The sequence below is a fragment of the Gilliamella sp. B2824 genome (assembly GCF_026536245.1).
Classification (GTDB): Bacteria; Pseudomonadota; Gammaproteobacteria; order Enterobacterales; family Orbaceae; genus Gilliamella.
Genome location: NZ_JAFNON010000001.1, coordinates 23889 through 41359, shown reverse-complemented (window position 1 = coordinate 41359; position 17471 = coordinate 23889). Strand labels below are relative to the sequence as shown.

The 17471-nt window shown below is 36.2% G+C and carries 17 protein-coding genes and 2 pseudogenes; 16 read left to right on the top strand and 3 right to left on the bottom strand.

The window, feature by feature from the left end; all coding sequences use genetic code 11:
• Positions 1-28: 28 nt before the first annotated feature.
• Positions 29-1438, bottom strand: a complete 1410-nt coding sequence (gene glnA / locus J3U56_RS00170) for a glutamate--ammonia ligase (RefSeq protein ID WP_065633690.1) — start codon at positions 1436-1438, stop codon at positions 29-31.
• Positions 1439-2164: 726 nt separating this feature from the next.
• On the opposite strand from glnA, the gene J3U56_RS00165 reads away from it, so the two are divergent.
• The 3 genes from J3U56_RS00165 to gpsA are packed head-to-tail and all read left to right on the top strand — an operon-like array spanning position 2165 to position 4166.
• Positions 2165-2605: a rhodanese-like domain-containing protein gene (locus J3U56_RS00165; RefSeq protein WP_267333797.1), complete on the top strand. Its 441-nt coding sequence runs from the start codon at positions 2165-2167 to the stop codon at positions 2603-2605.
• A 29-nt stretch (positions 2606-2634) separates the two neighbouring features.
• Positions 2635-3108 (top strand): protein-export chaperone SecB, encoded by a 474-nt coding sequence (secB, locus tag J3U56_RS00160; protein ID WP_267333798.1) that lies wholly within the window; start codon positions 2635-2637, stop codon positions 3106-3108.
• A gap of 44 nt (positions 3109-3152) precedes the next feature.
• On the top strand, positions 3153-4166 hold the full coding sequence (gene gpsA / locus J3U56_RS00155) for an NAD(P)H-dependent glycerol-3-phosphate dehydrogenase (protein WP_267366270.1): 1014 nt from the start codon (positions 3153-3155) through the stop codon (positions 4164-4166).
• 68 nt (positions 4167-4234) lie between these two features.
• Here the strand turns inward: gpsA and J3U56_RS00150 are convergent, their stop codons facing one another.
• Positions 4235-5209: a hypothetical protein gene (locus tag J3U56_RS00150; protein WP_267366269.1), complete on the bottom strand. Its 975-nt coding sequence runs from the start codon at positions 5207-5209 to the stop codon at positions 4235-4237.
• Between the two features lie 194 nt (positions 5210-5403).
• On the opposite strand from J3U56_RS00150, the gene aas reads away from it, so the two are divergent.
• From aas to J3U56_RS00115, 8 genes and pseudogenes are all read left to right on the top strand, one after another.
• Positions 5404-7545, top strand: coding sequence for a bifunctional acyl-ACP--phospholipid O-acyltransferase/long-chain-fatty-acid--ACP ligase (gene aas / locus J3U56_RS00145; RefSeq protein WP_267366267.1), 2142 nt, complete (start codon positions 5404-5406; stop codon positions 7543-7545).
• Complete coding sequence (gene lplT / locus J3U56_RS00140; RefSeq protein ID WP_267333802.1) at positions 7538-8746, top strand: lysophospholipid transporter LplT; 1209 nt, start codon at positions 7538-7540, stop codon at positions 8744-8746. The genes aas and lplT overlap by 8 nt, the downstream gene beginning before the upstream one ends.
• Positions 8733-9644: an N-acetylmuramic acid 6-phosphate etherase gene (gene murQ / locus J3U56_RS00135; protein WP_267366265.1), complete on the top strand. Its 912-nt coding sequence runs from the start codon at positions 8733-8735 to the stop codon at positions 9642-9644. The genes lplT and murQ overlap by 14 nt, the downstream gene beginning before the upstream one ends.
• Positions 9645-10451: 807 nt before the next feature.
• Positions 10452-10824: pseudogene (locus tag J3U56_RS12085) on the top strand (PTS sugar transporter subunit IIA); the annotation flags it as partial.
• Between the two features lie 47 nt (positions 10825-10871).
• Positions 10872-11420, top strand: a pseudogene (locus tag J3U56_RS12080) (PTS system mannose/fructose/N-acetylgalactosamine-transporter subunit IIB); the annotation flags it as partial.
• Positions 11421-11440: 20 nt separating this feature from the next.
• On the top strand, positions 11441-12241 hold the full coding sequence (locus J3U56_RS00125) for a PTS mannose/fructose/sorbose transporter subunit IIC (protein ID WP_065633697.1): 801 nt from the start codon (positions 11441-11443) through the stop codon (positions 12239-12241).
• 17 nt (positions 12242-12258) lie between these two features.
• On the top strand, positions 12259-13170 hold the full coding sequence (locus J3U56_RS00120; RefSeq protein WP_065633698.1) for a PTS system mannose/fructose/sorbose family transporter subunit IID: 912 nt from the start codon (positions 12259-12261) through the stop codon (positions 13168-13170).
• Positions 13171-13318: 148 nt separating this feature from the next.
• Positions 13319-13693, top strand: coding sequence for a DUF956 family protein (locus J3U56_RS00115; protein WP_267333805.1), 375 nt, complete (start codon positions 13319-13321; stop codon positions 13691-13693).
• A 79-nt stretch (positions 13694-13772) separates the two neighbouring features.
• On the opposite strand, the gene J3U56_RS00110 is transcribed toward J3U56_RS00115, so the two are convergent.
• Positions 13773-13940: a hypothetical protein gene (locus J3U56_RS00110; RefSeq protein WP_267366261.1), complete on the bottom strand. Its 168-nt coding sequence runs from the start codon at positions 13938-13940 to the stop codon at positions 13773-13775.
• A 727-nt stretch (positions 13941-14667) separates the two neighbouring features.
• On the opposite strand from J3U56_RS00110, the gene rpsP reads away from it, so the two are divergent.
• From rpsP to J3U56_RS00085, 5 genes are all read left to right on the top strand, one after another.
• Complete coding sequence (rpsP, locus tag J3U56_RS00105; protein ID WP_025314644.1) at positions 14668-14916, top strand: 30S ribosomal protein S16; 249 nt, start codon at positions 14668-14670, stop codon at positions 14914-14916.
• Between the two features lie 24 nt (positions 14917-14940).
• Positions 14941-15471: a ribosome maturation factor RimM gene (gene rimM, locus J3U56_RS00100; RefSeq protein ID WP_141671527.1), complete on the top strand. Its 531-nt coding sequence runs from the start codon at positions 14941-14943 to the stop codon at positions 15469-15471.
• Between the two features lie 16 nt (positions 15472-15487).
• Positions 15488-16240 carry a tRNA (guanosine(37)-N1)-methyltransferase TrmD gene (trmD, locus tag J3U56_RS00095; RefSeq protein WP_267333807.1) on the top strand — a complete coding sequence of 251 codons (753 nt, stop codon included), beginning with the start codon at positions 15488-15490 and terminating at the stop codon, positions 16238-16240.
• Between the two features lie 31 nt (positions 16241-16271).
• Positions 16272-16622 (top strand): 50S ribosomal protein L19, encoded by a 351-nt coding sequence (rplS, locus tag J3U56_RS00090; protein WP_065633703.1) that lies wholly within the window; start codon positions 16272-16274, stop codon positions 16620-16622.
• A 165-nt stretch (positions 16623-16787) separates the two neighbouring features.
• Positions 16788-17390 (top strand): MarC family protein, encoded by a 603-nt coding sequence (locus tag J3U56_RS00085; protein ID WP_267333808.1) that lies wholly within the window; start codon positions 16788-16790, stop codon positions 17388-17390.
• The last annotated feature ends 81 nt before the right edge of the window (positions 17391-17471 follow it).

Below are 17471 nucleotides of genomic sequence, written 5' to 3'. Positions count from 1 at the left end.
GAGCACTTTAAGTTAAATCGAAAATAACTTATAAACTATAGTACAACTCAAATTCAACAGGATGTGGAGTCATACGAACACGATCAACATCTTGACGTTTTAAATCAATATAAGCATCGATAGTGTCATTAGTAAATACGTTACCACGAGTTAAGAACTCACGATCAGCATCTAAAGCATTAAGTGCTTCTTCAAGTGAGCCAGCCACTTGTGGAATTAATTTAGACTCTTCTGGTGGTAAATCGTACAAGTTTTTATCCATCGCATCGCCCGGATGAATTTTATTGATAATGCCATCTAAACCAGCCATTAACTGCGCTGCAAATGATAAGTATGGGTTACCGGCTGGATCTGGGAAGCGAACTTCAATGCGACGTGCTTTAGGGCTAGTCACAACAGGGATACGAATTGACGCAGAGCGGTTACGTGCTGAGTAAGCAAGCATCACTGGTGCTTCATAACCTGGGACTAAACGTTTATACGAGTTAGTTGCAGGGTTGGTAAAGGCATTAATTGCTTTAGCATGTTTAATAATACCACCGATATAATATAGCGCCATTTCAGATAGACCCGCATATTTATCGCCTGCAAATAAGTTTACCCCATCTTTGGCTAATGATTGGTGGCAGTGCATACCTGAACCATTATCGCCAAACATCGGTTTAGGCATAAATGTCGCTGTTTTACCATAAGCATGCGCAACATTTTGTACTACATACTTATAAATTTGCACTTCATCGGCTTTTTTAGTTAATGTATTAAAACGACAAGCAATTTCGTTTTGACCTGCTGTTGCTACTTCATGGTGATGCGCTTCAACAACTAAACCTAATTGCTCCATGATTAAACACATTTCAGAACGAATATCTTGGGATGAATCAACGGGAGGAAGTGGGAAGTAACCACCTTTAACTGCTGGACGATGGCCTTTATTGCCTTCTTCATATTTAGTGCCTGAGTTCCAAGCTGCTTCGATATCATCAATATGTACAAAGCTACCTGACATTGGCGTACCAAAACGCACATCATCAAATAAGAAAAATTCTGGCTCTGGTCCAAAAATAACCGTATCAGCAATACCTGATGATTTTAAAAACTCTTCAGCACGTTTAGCGATTGAACGGGGATCGCGATCATAACCTTGCAATGTCGCAGGCTCTAAAACATCACAACGCAAATTTAACGTCACATCTTCAAAAAATGGATCAATTACCGCACTTGATGCATCTGGCATTAATACCATGTCTGATTCATTAATACCTTTCCAACCTGCAATTGATGAACCGTCAAACATCTTACCATCTTCAAAGAAATCAGCATCAATTTGGCTAACAGGAATTGTTACGTGTTGTTCTTTACCTTTTGTGTCGGTAAAACGTAAATCAACAAACTTAACATCGTTTTCTTTAATTAGTGTTAAAACTTTTTGTGTAGACATGTATCTTCTCCATTAAGGACAAATAATTGTTCAGTTTAAAAGGCATTTTTGCCAAGTTGTTTACAGTTATGCAAATATGATGCCATTTTTTAACCATGCTTAAGTGGTCAATAAGCTAACCTGATAATAACACAAATATTATTATTGCACCAAAATAAAGCAATAAGCACCAAAGTAATGCACCAAAACCAATCATTGCTACCTAATCAAAGATTACAAAAGCTTAAACTAAAACCAATATAAAATAAGTTATATACAGTTGCAGCTTTTATAAACTTTCAGTATTGGTGCATACAGATATTTTGTTTGAACTTTACTCCAGCATTTTTTAATGCCTCATGATAATTCAATAATAATTTTTAGTTTTGCTCAGTGTTATTTTAGTATTAGAAAAAGTAAGTGCTATTTGTTGTCTGTTCGATGGTTAATATTGAAACAAACCAGAAAAATTGGTCACCATGATATGCAAAAAATAGGAGAAACTAATAAAGATTCCTTGCGTTATTTGGAGGATATTTGATTGGAATTCATATCACTAAATTAGAAAAACGTAATCAATTGAGTAACCTTATCAATATCATTCTGTTTAAAGTCATCTATTTTTAACTTAAAAATCGAATAATCATCATGACATTAATAATGTTTTCACATAATGGTACTATATTTCACCGCATAATATCGCTATAATCTTAGCTTATATCGAAAAAATCAGGTAATCACATAAGTATGGACTTTATTACACTCGAAATTATTCCTTTTGTAAAAAATCACCTTTTACTTTCACTCGGTTGGATTGTGTTATTCATTGCAATCATTGTATTAACGATTAAAAGCAAATTATCGAAAGTTAAGATTATTAATAATGCTCAAGCAATCAATATGATCAATAAGCAAAATGCCGTTATTGTTGATATTCGTTCTGCTGATAGCTTCAAAAAAGGGCATGTGACTGAATCTCATAATATCTTGCCGATTGATATTAAAAATGCAAGCGCCAAAACCATTGATAAATTCAAAGAGGATCTTATTATTTTAATCGATGAAAATGGCTTATCATCAACAAATATTGGAGAAATTCTTGTAAAACAAGGTTTTTTACATGTTTATGCCTTAAAAGATGGCATTGCTGGATGGAATGGCGAAAATTTACCATTAGTTAGAAAATAATATAATTTAAAAATAAATAAGGTTTTATCATGACTGAACAAAACAATACACAACAAGCCGAAACACAATTCGCAATTCAACGTATTTATACTAAAGATGTTTCGTTCGAAACCAATAATGTGCCAGAAATTTTTACAAAACAATGGCAACCTGACATGAATATTGAACTTAATTCATCATCTCAAATTTTGAATGAAAGCGTGTATGAAGTTGCTTTGCGCGTCACAGTAACAGTGAAGTCACAAGATGAAGTTGTGTATATATGTGAAGTTACTCAAGCCGGTATTTTTTCATTAATTGGCTTTGATGAAAACCAAATACAACACTGCGTTGGGGCTTACTGTCCAAATATATTGTTCCCTTATGCTCGAGAAGTCGTGTCAAGTTTAGTGACCAAAGGTACATTCCCTCAACTCAATTTAGAGCCAGTAAATTTTGATGCACTATTCCTTAACTATCTTCAACAACAAGCTGAAGCTAGTTCTGCTGAAACACTACAATAGTGGTTGTTTGGCAATAAATTTTTAATCAGTTTATCGGATTATTCATGAAAAAAAGCGCTGTAGTAACAGTCATTGGAGCAGGTTCCTATGGAACCTCTTTAGCAATATTACTGGCTCGTAATGGTCATCCAACACTATTATGGGGTCATAACCCTGATAAAATGACTATTTTGCAGCAAGATAGGCAAAATAAGCAATTTTTACCAGATATTGCTTTTCCACCTGAATTACAGGTTGAAACGGATTTACAAACCGCTGTTAGTGCTGCACCCATCTTACTTATTGTAGTACCTAGTCACGCTTTTGCTACTATTTTAAAGCAAATTAAACCTTTTTTACGTAAAGATTCAAAAATCGTTTGGGCGACAAAGGGTTTAGAAGCCGACACAGGACGTTTATTACAAGATGTAGCAAGAGAAATTCTAGGTAATGAAATTCCTTTAGCAGTCATTTCTGGTCCGACCTTTGCCAAAGAAGTCGCATCAGGTTTACCCACTGCGGTAACCGTTGCATCGACCGATGATTTGTTTTTAACTGAGTTACAGAATTTATTTCACTGTAGTAAAAGTTTTCGTGTTTATAGCAGTAAAGATTTTATTGGCGTACAACTAGGTGGCGCTGTCAAAAATGTTATTGCTATTGGTGCAGGTCTATCTGATGGACTTGGTTTTGGTGCCAATGCTCGAACAGCGCTAATTACCCGAGGATTGGCTGAAATGATGCGATTAGGTGCTAAACTTGGCGCTGACCCTGCCACCTTTATGGGGATGGCTGGGCTTGGTGATCTGGTCTTAACTTGTACTGATAATCAATCACGTAATCGTCGCTTTGGTATATTATTAAGTCAAAATAAAACCATTGAAGAAGCACAAAAAACGATAGCTCAAGTTGTCGAAGGATATAAAAACACCAAAGAAGTCTGGCTATTAGCTAAAAACAATCACGTCGATATGCCAATTACAGAACAGATATATCAAGTCCTATATGAACATAAAGATCCAAAACAAGCGGCAATGGCATTACTTGGGCGTTCGCAAAAAGAAGAATTAAAAAGTTAAGTTTTATATCGATAAAAGGCTATTGCTTACTTAAAAATTTGTGTAAAAAAAAGGGCTATTGCCCTATTTTATATTATTAAGCCGATTGCTTTTTGTTTGGCTTTTAAGTAAATATCATAGCCAACGTAAACATCTAGCACAGCGGTACCAACGGTTTTAAATAACGTAATTTGCTGATCATTTTCACGACATAGCGTAGAGTCCATCACTAAATTGCCTAATTCTAAAAAATCATCTTTAGACACTAACTTTTGATTGATCGGATCGATGATATCGCCGGCTTCAGCAAAAACACCTGCTTTAGTATCAAGAACACGAATAGACGATTTTTTCACTACATCACTTGGAATTTCATGCATTTCTGGCGTATAAGCACCAACACCATTAATATGAGTGCCTGGTTTAACGTTAGCACCATTAAACGTCGCTACTTTTGAAGTCGTCACAGAAGTAATAATATCGGCTTGACTAATATCTTGATCCAAGTCCTGTGAGCAATAAAAATTAGCAGAGAAATGTTCAAATTGTCTTTTCATCGCTTCGGTGAACTGTTTGGCTTTTTCACTATCAATATCAAAAATGGCCACGTCTGTTAGTGGACGAACAGTTAGCATTGCCTCCAACTGAGATACAGCTTGTCCTCCCGTACCAATTAATACCGCGCGACGAGCATCTTTACGCGCTAATAAATCTGTTGCCGCGCCTTGTACCGCACCAGTTCGAAGTTGAGTAACATAAGTGCCATCTAACATTGCACAAACTTCACCTGTTTGTGGATTAAGCAATAAGACTTGTGCCGGTACTGATGGCTTACCTAAGGTTGGATTATCAGGAAAGACTGACACAATTTTAATGCCGACAATATCGCTCCCTTTTATATGTGCAGGCATAAATAAACTCTGCCCCTTTTGCATATCAAAATTAATCCGTAATGGTACCTCACTGTTACCTTCGGTATAAATTTTCAAAGCTTGCTTATCTGCTGCAATCGCATCTTGCATGGTATAAACTTTTTTAATCTCATTAGCCGTTAATATTAACATTTTATCTCCAGTCCATTTTTTAATGCTTATTTTTTTGAGCAACATCGATTGTCTAATTATTCAATAGCCCTAATGGCATTTATAATAATGTTTTGTTTTAATTGAAATAACAGGATAAATTGCTTATCTTGTATATTGCTTACTTTTTCACTATTATGACAAAGTGTAATTTTGCACGACAATTGAGAAATCAGATGTTATTTAAAATACTAAAATTTTTTCTTAAGATTTTATTTCATGTTAAAGTTCATGGCAATCTAGATAATTTAAAACAAGATAGGCTTCTTATCACGCCTAATCATGTTTCCTTCCTCGATGGCGTTTTAATCGGTGTTTTTTTACCAGTAAAACCTGTTTTTGCTATCTACGCAGGCTATATAGACCATTGGTTGGTACGTTTAGCAAAGCGTTATGTTGATTTTGTGCCAATGGATCCTATCAGTCCTATGGCAATAAAACGATTAGTTCGTGAAATTGAAAAAGGCCGGCCAATTGTGATTTTCCCTGAAGGCCGAATCACAATAACAGGTTCGTTAATGAAAATTTATGATGGTGCGGCTTTTGTTGCGGCTCGTTCTAAAGCGACTATCGTACCAGTTTGGATTGAAGGGGCGGAGTTTACCTTAACCAGTCGTTTAAAAGGATTATTCAAACGGCATTTGTTTCCAAAGATAACTATTCATGTTCTTGAGCCGACCTCTATTCCAATGCCAAATGCGCCAAAAGCCAGAGATAGGCGTTACATTGCAGGCGAAAAACTGCATGAAATTATGATGAATGCTCGCATGGCAAGTCGCCCCAAATTGACACTATTTGAAGCTTTACTTGAAGCACAAGTAAAATACGGGGTTAAGTCACGTATGGTGCAAGACCCGACAACATCGGAAGCGTCGTACCGAAACCTTCTTAAACAAATTATTGGTGTTAGTTGCATCATTGCTAAAATAACAAAAAGAAAAGAACGAGTCGGGCTGTTATTACCAAATGCAACAATTACTGTTGCAACTATTTTTGGTTTATCGGTTAAAAACAGAATTCCAGCAATGCTTAATTATACAGCAGGCACCAAAGGCATAACCTGTGCGGTAACAGCGGCTGAAATTAAAACCATTATTACTTCTCGAAAATTCATCCAAAAAGGTAAGCTTGATTACTTACTTGAAGAAGTCAAGGGTGTTAAATGGTATTTCCTTGAAGATTTACGTAAAAGCTTAACCTTCAGTGATAAATTATATATTTTAATTCATCAATATATTCCACGTTTGGTTCAGCGTCGTCAATCTAGTGATGACGAAGCATTAGTACTCTTTACTTCCGGCTCTGAAGGTAATCCTAAAGGTGTGGTACATAGCCATAATAGTTTGATTGCCAATGTAGAACAAATTCGAACAGTTATCGATCCAACACCAGCTGACCGTTTTATGTCAGCTTTGCCACTGTTTCATGCTTTTGGTATTACTGCTGGTCTATTTTTACCGCTGTTTTCAGGCAGTCGAACCTTTTTATATCCAAATCCATTACATTATCGTATGGTTCCCGAAATTATCTATGACCAAAATTGTACTGTTCTATTTGGTACACCAACATTCTTAGCTAACTATGCGCGATATGCACACCCTTATGATTTTATGCGCTTACGTTACGTAGTTGCGGGTGCTGAAAAACTACCAGATTCAGTTCGAGAACAATGGAAAGATAAATTTGGTATTCGTATTTTAGAAGGTTATGGTGTGACCGAATGTGCACCGGTTGTTGCCCTTAATGTGCCTATGGCCTTTAAAGCGGGCACAGTTGGACGATTACTACCGGGTATGATTTCACGATTAATTCCGATATCAGGGATTACCGATGGTGGCGAACTACAATTAAAAGGGCCTAACGTGATGAAAGGCTACTTACGTGTTGAAAATCCAGGTAAACTTGAAGTCCCTGCTGCCACAGATGAAAACGGCAAGGTCGAAAAAGGTTGGTATGATACTGGCGATATTGTCGCTATTGATAACGAAGGTTTTGTTACCATTAAAGGACGCTTAAAACGATTTGCTAAAATTGCCGGTGAAATGGTGTCATTAGAAAGTGTTGAAGCTCTAGCCAAAAAAGTCGATCCCGATTCGATGAATGGCGCAACAGTGAAAACAGACTCGGCTAAAGGCGAAGCAATTGTACTGTTTACCACATCGTCTAACATTAATCGAGAATTACTCAATCAAGCCGCTCAAGAACTGGGTATACCAACATTAGCCATTCCACGTGATATTCGGGTTGTTAAAGAGTTACCATTACTTGGCACGGGTAAAATCGATTTTATCACGCTAAGAAAAATGGCCGATGAATAAGTCAGAATCTACTATGAAACAATATTCACTATTAAGCAAAGGCATGGTAGCAACCATGCTAGCGCAGTTTTTTTCAGCATTTGCGGATAATGCAATCTTTTTTGCTATTCTTGCTTATATTAAAAATTTGCATTACCCACAATGGAGCCAATCAGTATTACAAATTAGCTTTGTTGTTCCTTTTATAATTCTTTCACCTTTTGTTGGCCAATTTGCCGATAGTATGTCTAAAGGCAAAGCGATGATGATAGCCAATGGTCTAAAATTAATTGGCGCAGCAAGTATCTGCTTAAATATTAGTCCCTTTATCGGTTATTTTTTAGTGGGTATTGGCGCTGCCGGTTACTCTCCAGCAAAATATGGTATTTTAGGCGAGCTGACATCGGGTGATAAGTTAATAAAAGCGAATGGTTTAATTGAAGCATCAACAATTGCAGCAATTCTGCTGGGTTCTTTGGCTGGTGGGCATATTGCCGATATGAATGTCAGTGCATCCTTACTTACTTGTGTTTTAATGTATGCACTCGCCGTAATTGCTAACATATTTATTCCCAAGTTACCTGCTGCAAGAAAAGATATTCACTGGAAATTTACCAGTATGGTGAAAGATTTTACCCGCACAGTCAAAATCATCTTCAGTAATAAACAAGCTTTATATACGCTATTAGGCACCAGCCTATTTTGGGGAGCAGGCATTACATTACGTTTTTTATTGATTAGCTGGGTGCCTGTGGTTTTAGGTATTGTTGACAATTCAACCCCGACCAATCTTAATGCCATTGTTGCCATCGGCATTGTAATTGGCGCTGGTTTAGCTAGTGCATTTATTTCGATCGATAAAACATTACGTTGTATTCCTGCTGGAATCATGATGGGCATTGCCGTTATAGCTTTTACATTGCAAAGCCATATCATTTCATCCTATATTTTATTAGTGATCATTGGTGCACTAGGTGGATTTTTCTTAGTACCACTCAATGCCTTGATCCAAAAAATGGGCAAAGATTTAGTCGGTGCAGGTAGTGTCATATCAATCCAAAACTTAAGCGAATATAGTGCAATGATGATCATGTTAGGGCTTTATACCTTAGCCGTTGCGCTCAACCTCCCTGTTATTGCTATTGGTGTAGGTTTTGGTTGCTTATTTACGCTAATAATATTTCTTCTATGGCTAGGATTAAGAAAACATGCAAAATATTAATTTATCTTCTATGTTAACCGAGAGCCGCAATCTCAATAGTGAACAAATTGATAATTGCTCTACATTAGAAATTCTTAAAATTATCAATAATGAAGATAAAAAAGTTGCCTTAGCAGTAGAGCAAGAATTAAGCAACATAGCTCAAGCAGTAGATGTAGTTAGTCATGCTTTGTTAAATCAAGGTAGATTAGTTTACATTGGTGCTGGCACATCGGGGCGTTTAGGCATTTTAGATGCCAGTGAATGCCCACCAACTTATGGCACACCGCCTGAACTGGTCATCGGCTTAATCGCTGGTGGTCAGCAGGCAATCTTTCATGCTGTTGAAAATGCTGAAGACAATCCACAATTAGCTGAACGTGATTTAACCAAGATCAATTTATCAGCCAACGATGTTTTAGTCGGAATTGCAGCTAGTGGGCGCACACCTTATGTTCTTGGTGCCATGCACTTTGCTAAATCACTGGGGTGCAAAGTTGTAAGCTTATGCTGCAATCCCAAAGCTCCCATGCTTGAATTAGCCGATATCGCAATCACTCCCATTGTTGGTGCAGAAGTGATCACCGGCTCATCTAGAATGAAAGCAGGCACGGCACAAAAGCTTGTACTAAATATGTTAACCACAGCAAGTATGATTAAAATTGGCAAAGTTTACAGTAACTTGATGGTAGATGTTGAAGCAACCAATGCTAAACTGATTGAGCGCCAAATATCAATTGTTATGCAAGCAACCGATTGTGACCGACAAACCGCGACTTTAGCATTACAACAAAGTAATCGACACTGTAAAACAGCTATTTTAATGATTTTAGCTAATCTATCTTTTACGCAAGCCAAAAAGGTCCTATCAGAAAATAGTGGATTTATTCGTCGTGCGCTAAAAGATCATGGCTTATAAAATAACGATTAAAATACCTTTAAAAAAGGTGATTTTTAGTTCAAATGTATTTTTAAAAAATAGCAATATAGTACATTTGACGAAAATAATCTCAATTTAATTTTTACAGTTGCATTTGATAAATCAAAAAACTAAGACAATCTAATTTAGCGTATAGATCACATCAGTTATCTTTGACATTGTTTGATGTGATCTAAAGTTGAGCGATAAAAAACTCCTTAAAATTAAATCAGCAGCAATATTGAGTTGCATGTTAGCAAAACATACCTGACGAAATGGACAAAAACCAATCAATTAGCTTTGAAGAAAATCATCTTAAAAGTCTAAAATGGTAGATGTTTTAGTCAACAACTTGTTGATTTAATATCAAAATCCATCATTATGGATTAAATAACTGATAATTAATTTTGCGTCAATAACCAGTAATAATCATCATATAATAAGATTAAATACTGATTATCAATAAGCATAAAATAACAGTATCCATTATTAGATGGATGATCAATAATTAGCAAAATTTCGTAACAAGAATAAATGATTTTTTAAAAATAGATAAAATTCTTCTATAAAAAAATAGATTATCTATACTTAACTTATTAATAAATGTTATGATTTAACAGTTAATTATATAAAAATTAGGAATATAAACATTTGTTTTACAAACAACTATGTACCTCATATTTTTTATAAACAGACTATTTATGTTCAATGTTTTTACATATGACTTAACTAAACCAAACTAGTTTTTGGTGCTCATTTAAAGTAATTTATTATTATCCAATGAGATAAATATTTGGAGGAAGATCTATGGTAGGAATTATTCTTGCAACTCATGGCGAGTTTGCAGAAGGGATTCTACAATCAGGAACAATGATATTTGGTGAACAAGAAAACGTTAAAGCGGTTACCTTGCATCCAAGTGATAGTCCTGAAAGTTTAAAAGAGAGAATGCTTGCTGCAATAGCAACATTCGATAATCAAGATGAAGTGCTTTTTTTAGTGGATTTATGGGGCGGAACACCTTTCAATCAAGCGAATAATTTATGTGGTGAACATAGTAATTGGGCGATTGTAGCTGGTTTAAACTTACCTATGTTAATTGAAGCTTACTCATCACGCTTTTCGATGGAAACAGCCAAAGAAATTGCATCAGCAATTTTAGAATCTGCTAAAGAAGGCATTCGCGCAACAGTTGAACCTGCCAAAACACAAACATCTAAACCCGCTGAAGCTATTCCAGAAGGTACAGTTGTCGGTGATGGAAAGATGAAAATTGTGTTAGCTCGTATCGATTCTCGCTTATTACATGGTCAAGTCGCCACTTCTTGGACAAAATCAACCAATCCTACCCGTATTATTGTCGTATCAGATTCAGTTGCTAAGGACCAGTTAAGAAAAAAACTGATTGAAGAAGCGGCGCCTCCAGGTGTGAAAGCAAACGTGGTTCCTATCAAAAAAATCATTGAAGTTTCGCATGATCCTCGTTTTGGCAATACCAAAGCTTTATTGCTATTTGAAAACCCTGAAGATGTATTAAGAACCATTGAAGGTGGTGTTGATATCAATGTTGTCAATGTTGGTTCGATGGCACATTCTGTGGGTAAGGTCATGGTTAATAAAGTGTTATCAATGAATGCACAAGACGTTGAAACCTTCGAAAAGTTAAAAGCTAAAAACGTCAAATTTGACGTTCGTAAAGTACCTAATGATTCTAACGATAATATGGATGAATTATTAAAGAAAGCGAAACAAGAATTAGCTGAGCAAAAGAATTAGTTTATTTAAGGGGTTATATTATGACATTATCAATTATTGCTATCATTTTGGTGATAGTTATTGCCTTCCTAGCTGGTATGGAAGGGATTTTAGATCAGTTTCAATTTCATCAACCTTTGGTTGCTTGTTCGTTGATTGGACTTGTGACCGGAAATTTAGAAGCGGGTATTGTATTAGGTGGATCATTACAAATGATTGCATTAGGTTGGGCAAACATTGGGGCAGCAGTCGCACCTGATGCAGCATTAGCCGCAGTGGCTTCATCTATCATTTTAGTTTTAGGTGGGCAAGGTGTCGCTGGTGTTTCAACCGCAATTGCAGTTGCCATTCCACTTGCTGTAGCTGGATTATTCTTAACTATGATTGTGCGAACCATTGCTGTTCCATTAGTCCATATGATGGATGCTGCAGCAGAAGAAGCAAATATTCGTAAAATAGAATTATTGCAAATTTTGGGGATCTGTTTGCAAGGTCTAAGAATCGCAATCCCAGCAGCAGCTCTTTTATTTATCCCTGCTGAAACGGTAAAAGGCGCATTAGAAGCGATGCCTGAATGGTTAACAACAGGTATGGCAATTGGTGGAGGAATGGTTGTTGCGGTTGGTTACGCCATGGTCATTAATATGATGGCAAACCGCGAAGTATGGCCATTTTTCATTATTGGCTTTGTGGTTGCAGCGATATCACAATTAACCTTAATTGCGCTAGGTGCGCTCGGCATTGCCTTGGCGTTAATCTATCTTAGCCTTTCTGAACGCGGAAACTCTTCAAATGGCGGCGATAAAGGCGATCCACTTGACGACATTTTAAATGATTACTAAGAACTTGGAGAAAAAAAATGACTGATAGAATTCAATTAAGCAAAAAAGATCGTTTAGCGGTTGCTTGGCGTTCGACTTTCCTCCAAGGTTCTTGGAATTATGAACGTATGCAAAATGGTGGTTGGGTTTACTCAATGATCCCAGCTATCAAAAAATTATATACCAGCAAAGAAGATCGCTCTGCTGCATTAAAACGTCACTTAGAGTTTTTTAACACTCATCCCTATTTAGCATCACCTGTGCTAGGGGTAACGCTTGCGCTAGAAGAAGAGCGTGCCAACGGCGCTGCGGTTGATGATGTTGCGATCCAAGGGGTGAAAGTTGGGATGATGGGACCGTTAGCTGGCGTGGGTGATCCAGTATTCTGGTTTACAGTAAGACCAATGCTTGGTGCACTTGGAGCATCGCTTGCACTTAGCGGTAACATTATGGGGCCAATTCTATTCTTCTTACTTTGGAACATTATTCGTTGGAGCTTCATGTGGTATACCCAAGAGTTTGGTTATCGTACTGGCTCAAAAATTACCGATAATTTATCTGGTGGTTTACTCCAAAAAATTACGAAAGGTGCGTCTATTTTAGGGATGTTTGTACTGGCGGCTTTGGTACAAAGGTGGGTATCGATAAAATTCCAACCAGTCGTTTCAACCGTAAAATTAGATAATGGTGCATTTATTGATTGGAATGCATTACCCGCTGGTGCGGAAGGCATTCAAAAAGCATTACAACAAATGCAAGCTGGATTATCTTTGACACAAGAAAAAGTGACTACCTTGCAAAATAACTTGGATCAATTAATACCAGGACTTGTACCATTACTTTTAACATTTTTATGTATGTGGTTACTACGTAAAAAAGTCTCACCTATTATCATTATCCTTGGATTATTTGTTGTAGGTATTATTGGCCACGTTATTGGTCTTTTATAAAAGATAATATTTTAACCAACGTATTTTTAAAATATACCGTTTTAGTTTAAAGCAACAAATTCTTAATAATCAAACTATCCTTTTCATCACATAACGATGATGAAAAGGATATCATCACTAATTCAAGTCTGGTTTAGGGACACAATAGATGGTTCAATCATTAAACACGAAGATTGATTTAACGGTAAAAGCAACAGCATTTACTGGTTTAACGGAATATGGCAATATTATAATCGGAGACAAAGCTTTTGAGTTTTATCATCAGCATGATCCGCGCAAATATATTCAAATTCCTTGGAATGAAGTCGATTTTGTTATTGCATCGGTACTATTTGGTGGTAAATGGATTCCACGTTATTCAATTCAAACCAAAAAAGATGGTACTTTTACCTTTGCTTCTAAACAACCTAAACAAGTACTTAGAGCTATTCGTGTTTATATTGATGGACAAAAAATGGTACGTTCACTAGGTTTTTTTGACGTGTTAAAACGAGCTTTCTTTAAGAAAAAAACAAAAAATTAAGACAATATTAAGTACAATATACAAATAAATTAATATATTAATTTATCATGTTATTATTCCTAATAAATTGATAAAATTTTTAAGCTGATTTTAGTAATTGTCGATCTCTTTGCTTAATCAGATAAACTGCTCTTTTGAGCGAGATGCCTTCAAGTAAGATTACCGCAATATTGTCATGTTCAAATTGAAATAAGGTTAACCTAGTTGTAATACTAATCCCATGATTAACTGAAACTAATCCCATCATAAATGTCTACAGCCTAACTTCTATAGCATATTGAATGTTATAGCTGCGTCAATTGTTTTAGTATAAATACAAATAATTATACCTTTTAAAAAAGCAATAAAGTTATGCCTTTCTAACTCCTTTAATTCAACCGATTGTTTCTACTCAAGAACATTATCTTTGTGGCAAATCAAATAAAACTCACCTGAAAACAATAAATCTGCATGAATATCTTTTAAAGTCGGTATTTCTGCTAATATTGTCATTACAGAACGAGTTGCCGATTTTTCGCAAGTAACGTTTAAACAAATAGCCAAAGATCATGTTACCGTCATGGGTGATGTGCTCGTAAAGCTGTCAAAGAGATTATTGCAATTGACTCAACGCTAATTGAATGACAGCTAGTCAAACAGTTATCAGCTATTTGGAGGTATAAAAAAATTGTGCAATCACCCGTGGCATAACTTGCTCTTTAGCGCTTGATATGCATGGAAAAGGGCTAAGTGCGGCATTAATGGGTAAAGATATAGATTAAAACGACTGTTAATGATTGTTTTTTGAACCGAATCAATCCCAGTAATTATTATTGGTGAGATTGATTATTTATAGATATTGATTAATAAATGTATTACCTTTTATCAGCCATAAACAGCCATTGCACTTTTTGCCAGAAAGAGTATAATTTCGGGGCTTTGATTTTGTCCATGTTGGACAAGATAAAGATTATTTTTTAATTTAAGAGGATGTTATGGTAACTATTCGTTTAGCTCGTGGTGGCTCTAAAAAGCGCCCTTTTTATCAAGTAGTTGTCACTGATAGCCGTAACCCACGTGATGGTCGTTTTATTGAGCGCGTTGGCTTTTTTAATCCAATTGCACAAGGTAAAGCGGAAGAATTACGTTTAGATCTTGATCGCGTAAATCATTGGGTAGGTTTAGGTGCAACCGTTTCTGATCGTGTTAATACATTGATCAAACAAGCACAAAAAGCTGCTTAATATTAGTAACTAATAGTAATTGTAATGATGAATACTGAGAATCTAATTGTTGTGGGTAAACTTGGTTCAAGCTACGGCATTCGTGGATGGCTCAGGATTTTTTCGTTTACAGAATTTCCAGATAGTATTTTTGATTACACACCTTGGTATATTCAGCGTGCTGGGCAATGGCAAGAAGTAATCGTAGAAAGCTTTAAACCCCATAATCAAGACATGATTGTGAAACTCAAAGGTGTTGACGATCGTGATCAAGCCAATGCATTAACTAATGCCGAAGTATTTGTCGATGCAGAAAAATTACCAGAACTTAATAATGGTGATTTTTATTGGAAAGATCTGATTGGTTGCCGAGTAAAAACAATTAATGGTTATGACTTAGGTCAGGTCACTGATTTAATGGAAACCGGTTCTAATGATGTGTTGGTTGTTAAAGCAAATCTAAAAGATGCATTTGGAGCAACAGAACGTTTAATTCCTTTTGTTGAAGAACAATTTATTAAACAAGTTGATTTAACAACAAAAATGATTGTGGTCGATTGGGATCCAGCATTTTAATTGGTAAGGTAAGAATATGTGGATTGGCGTAATTAGCCTTTTTCCCGAAATGTTCCAAGCTATTACCTGTTATGGTGTAACTGGTCGAGCCGTAAAAAATGGACTGTTAACAGTAGATTATTGGAACCCGCGCGATTTTGCGCATGATAAGCATAAGACTGTCGATGACAGACCTTATGGTGGCGGTCCCGGCATGTTAATGATGGTACAACCACTTAGAGATGCCATTCATGCAGCGAAAGCAGTAGCAGGTAACGATACAAAAGTAATCTATCTTTCCCCGCAAGGGCGCAAATTAAACCAACAAGGTGTTTGCGAGTTGTCACAATATCAAAAATTGATTTTGATTTGTGGTCGATACGAAGGTATAGATGAACGCGTTATCCAAACCGAAATTGATGAAGAATGGTCAATTGGGGATTACGTGTTAAGTGGCGGTGAATTACCGGCAATGACCATGATTGATGCTCTAGCAAGATTTATTCCTGGCGTGTTGAATCATGAATCATCAGCAGAAGAAGACTCTTTTGCTAACGGTTTACTTGATTGTCCACACTATACCAGACCAGAGGTGTTAGATGGAATGGCGGTGCCCGATGTGTTAATGTCTGGTCACCATGAAGCGATTCGTCGCTGGCGATTGAAACAATCACTAGGACGAACTTGGTTGAGAAGAGACGATCTTCTTGAAAATCTAGCTCTGACTGATGAAGAGCAATGTTTACTCACTGAATTTCAACAAGAATACCGTGATAAACAAAGCAACTAAAATTTCAGTATAACTAGTAAGAGATAACATTATGAAAAATGCAATTATTCAGCAATTAGAACAAGAACAAATGAAAAAAGACATCCCGTCTTTTCGCCCAGGCGATACGATTGAAGTAAAAGTATGGGTTGTTGAAGGTAACAAAAAACGTCTTCAAGCTTATGAAGGTGTGGTTATTGCAATTCGCAATCGTGGTTTACATTCTGCATTTACAGTACGTAAAATTTCGAACGGCGAAGGTGTTGAACGAGTATTCCAAACTCACTCACCAATTGTTGATTCAATTACTGTGAAACGTCGTGGTCAAGTACGTCAAGCTAAACTTTACTACTTACGCGAACTTCGTGGTAAAGCGGCTCGTATTAAAGAGCGCCTTAACTAATTCTTTATTGGTTAATGATTTAAAAAAACAATATAAAATATATCTGTCTAATGATGGTCACCTTTACGGTGACCGTTTTTATATTTAAAAACATATTTTTTCCTGCCAACTATCTAGCGTTGACAAAGTTAAAGCAAATTTTATTATTCTTTTGAAGGTTATGCTATGGGTGACTATCTTTTCGAAATTCTTGCAACAACTATAAAATTGTTTGCATTAATGACACCACCAGCAGTTTTGAGCGCATTTTTAAGTGGCACAAAACAATATGATGAACAACTACGCCGTAAAACAGCACTTAAAACATCGTGTGCCGTTTTTATTATTGGTATTGTGTTATTCTTTTTTGGTAATACTATGTTTAGTGTTTTTGGTTTTACTCTTGATGCATTTAGAATTGGCTCCGGTGCGTTACTCTTTATTACAGCGGTTTCGTTGATGAATGACTCACCAGAAAAGAATAAAATAAGTAGCGATGAAGATATTAGTGTTGTGCCCTTAGCAATTCCTTTATGTATGGGGCCGGCATCCATTGGTACCATCATTGTGTTAGGTTCGAGTTCGTTGGGTGTTGTACAAAATTTGATTGGTGCAATTTCATTATTCATTGCATCTTCAGGTATCTATGCTATGTTGCTATGCGCTAAAACAATCGCTAAAGTGCTAAAAAATACCGGTATATCAATTTTATCAAAATTGACTGGATTACTTATATCCGCTATTGCGGCACAAGTTGTTTTTACTGGTGTAGCTGCTTTTCTAAAATAGTACAAACAAATTGAGATATAATTAACAAAACATGATTATATTTGATTTCAACAATAATACAGTTTGCTACTAATAATCAGT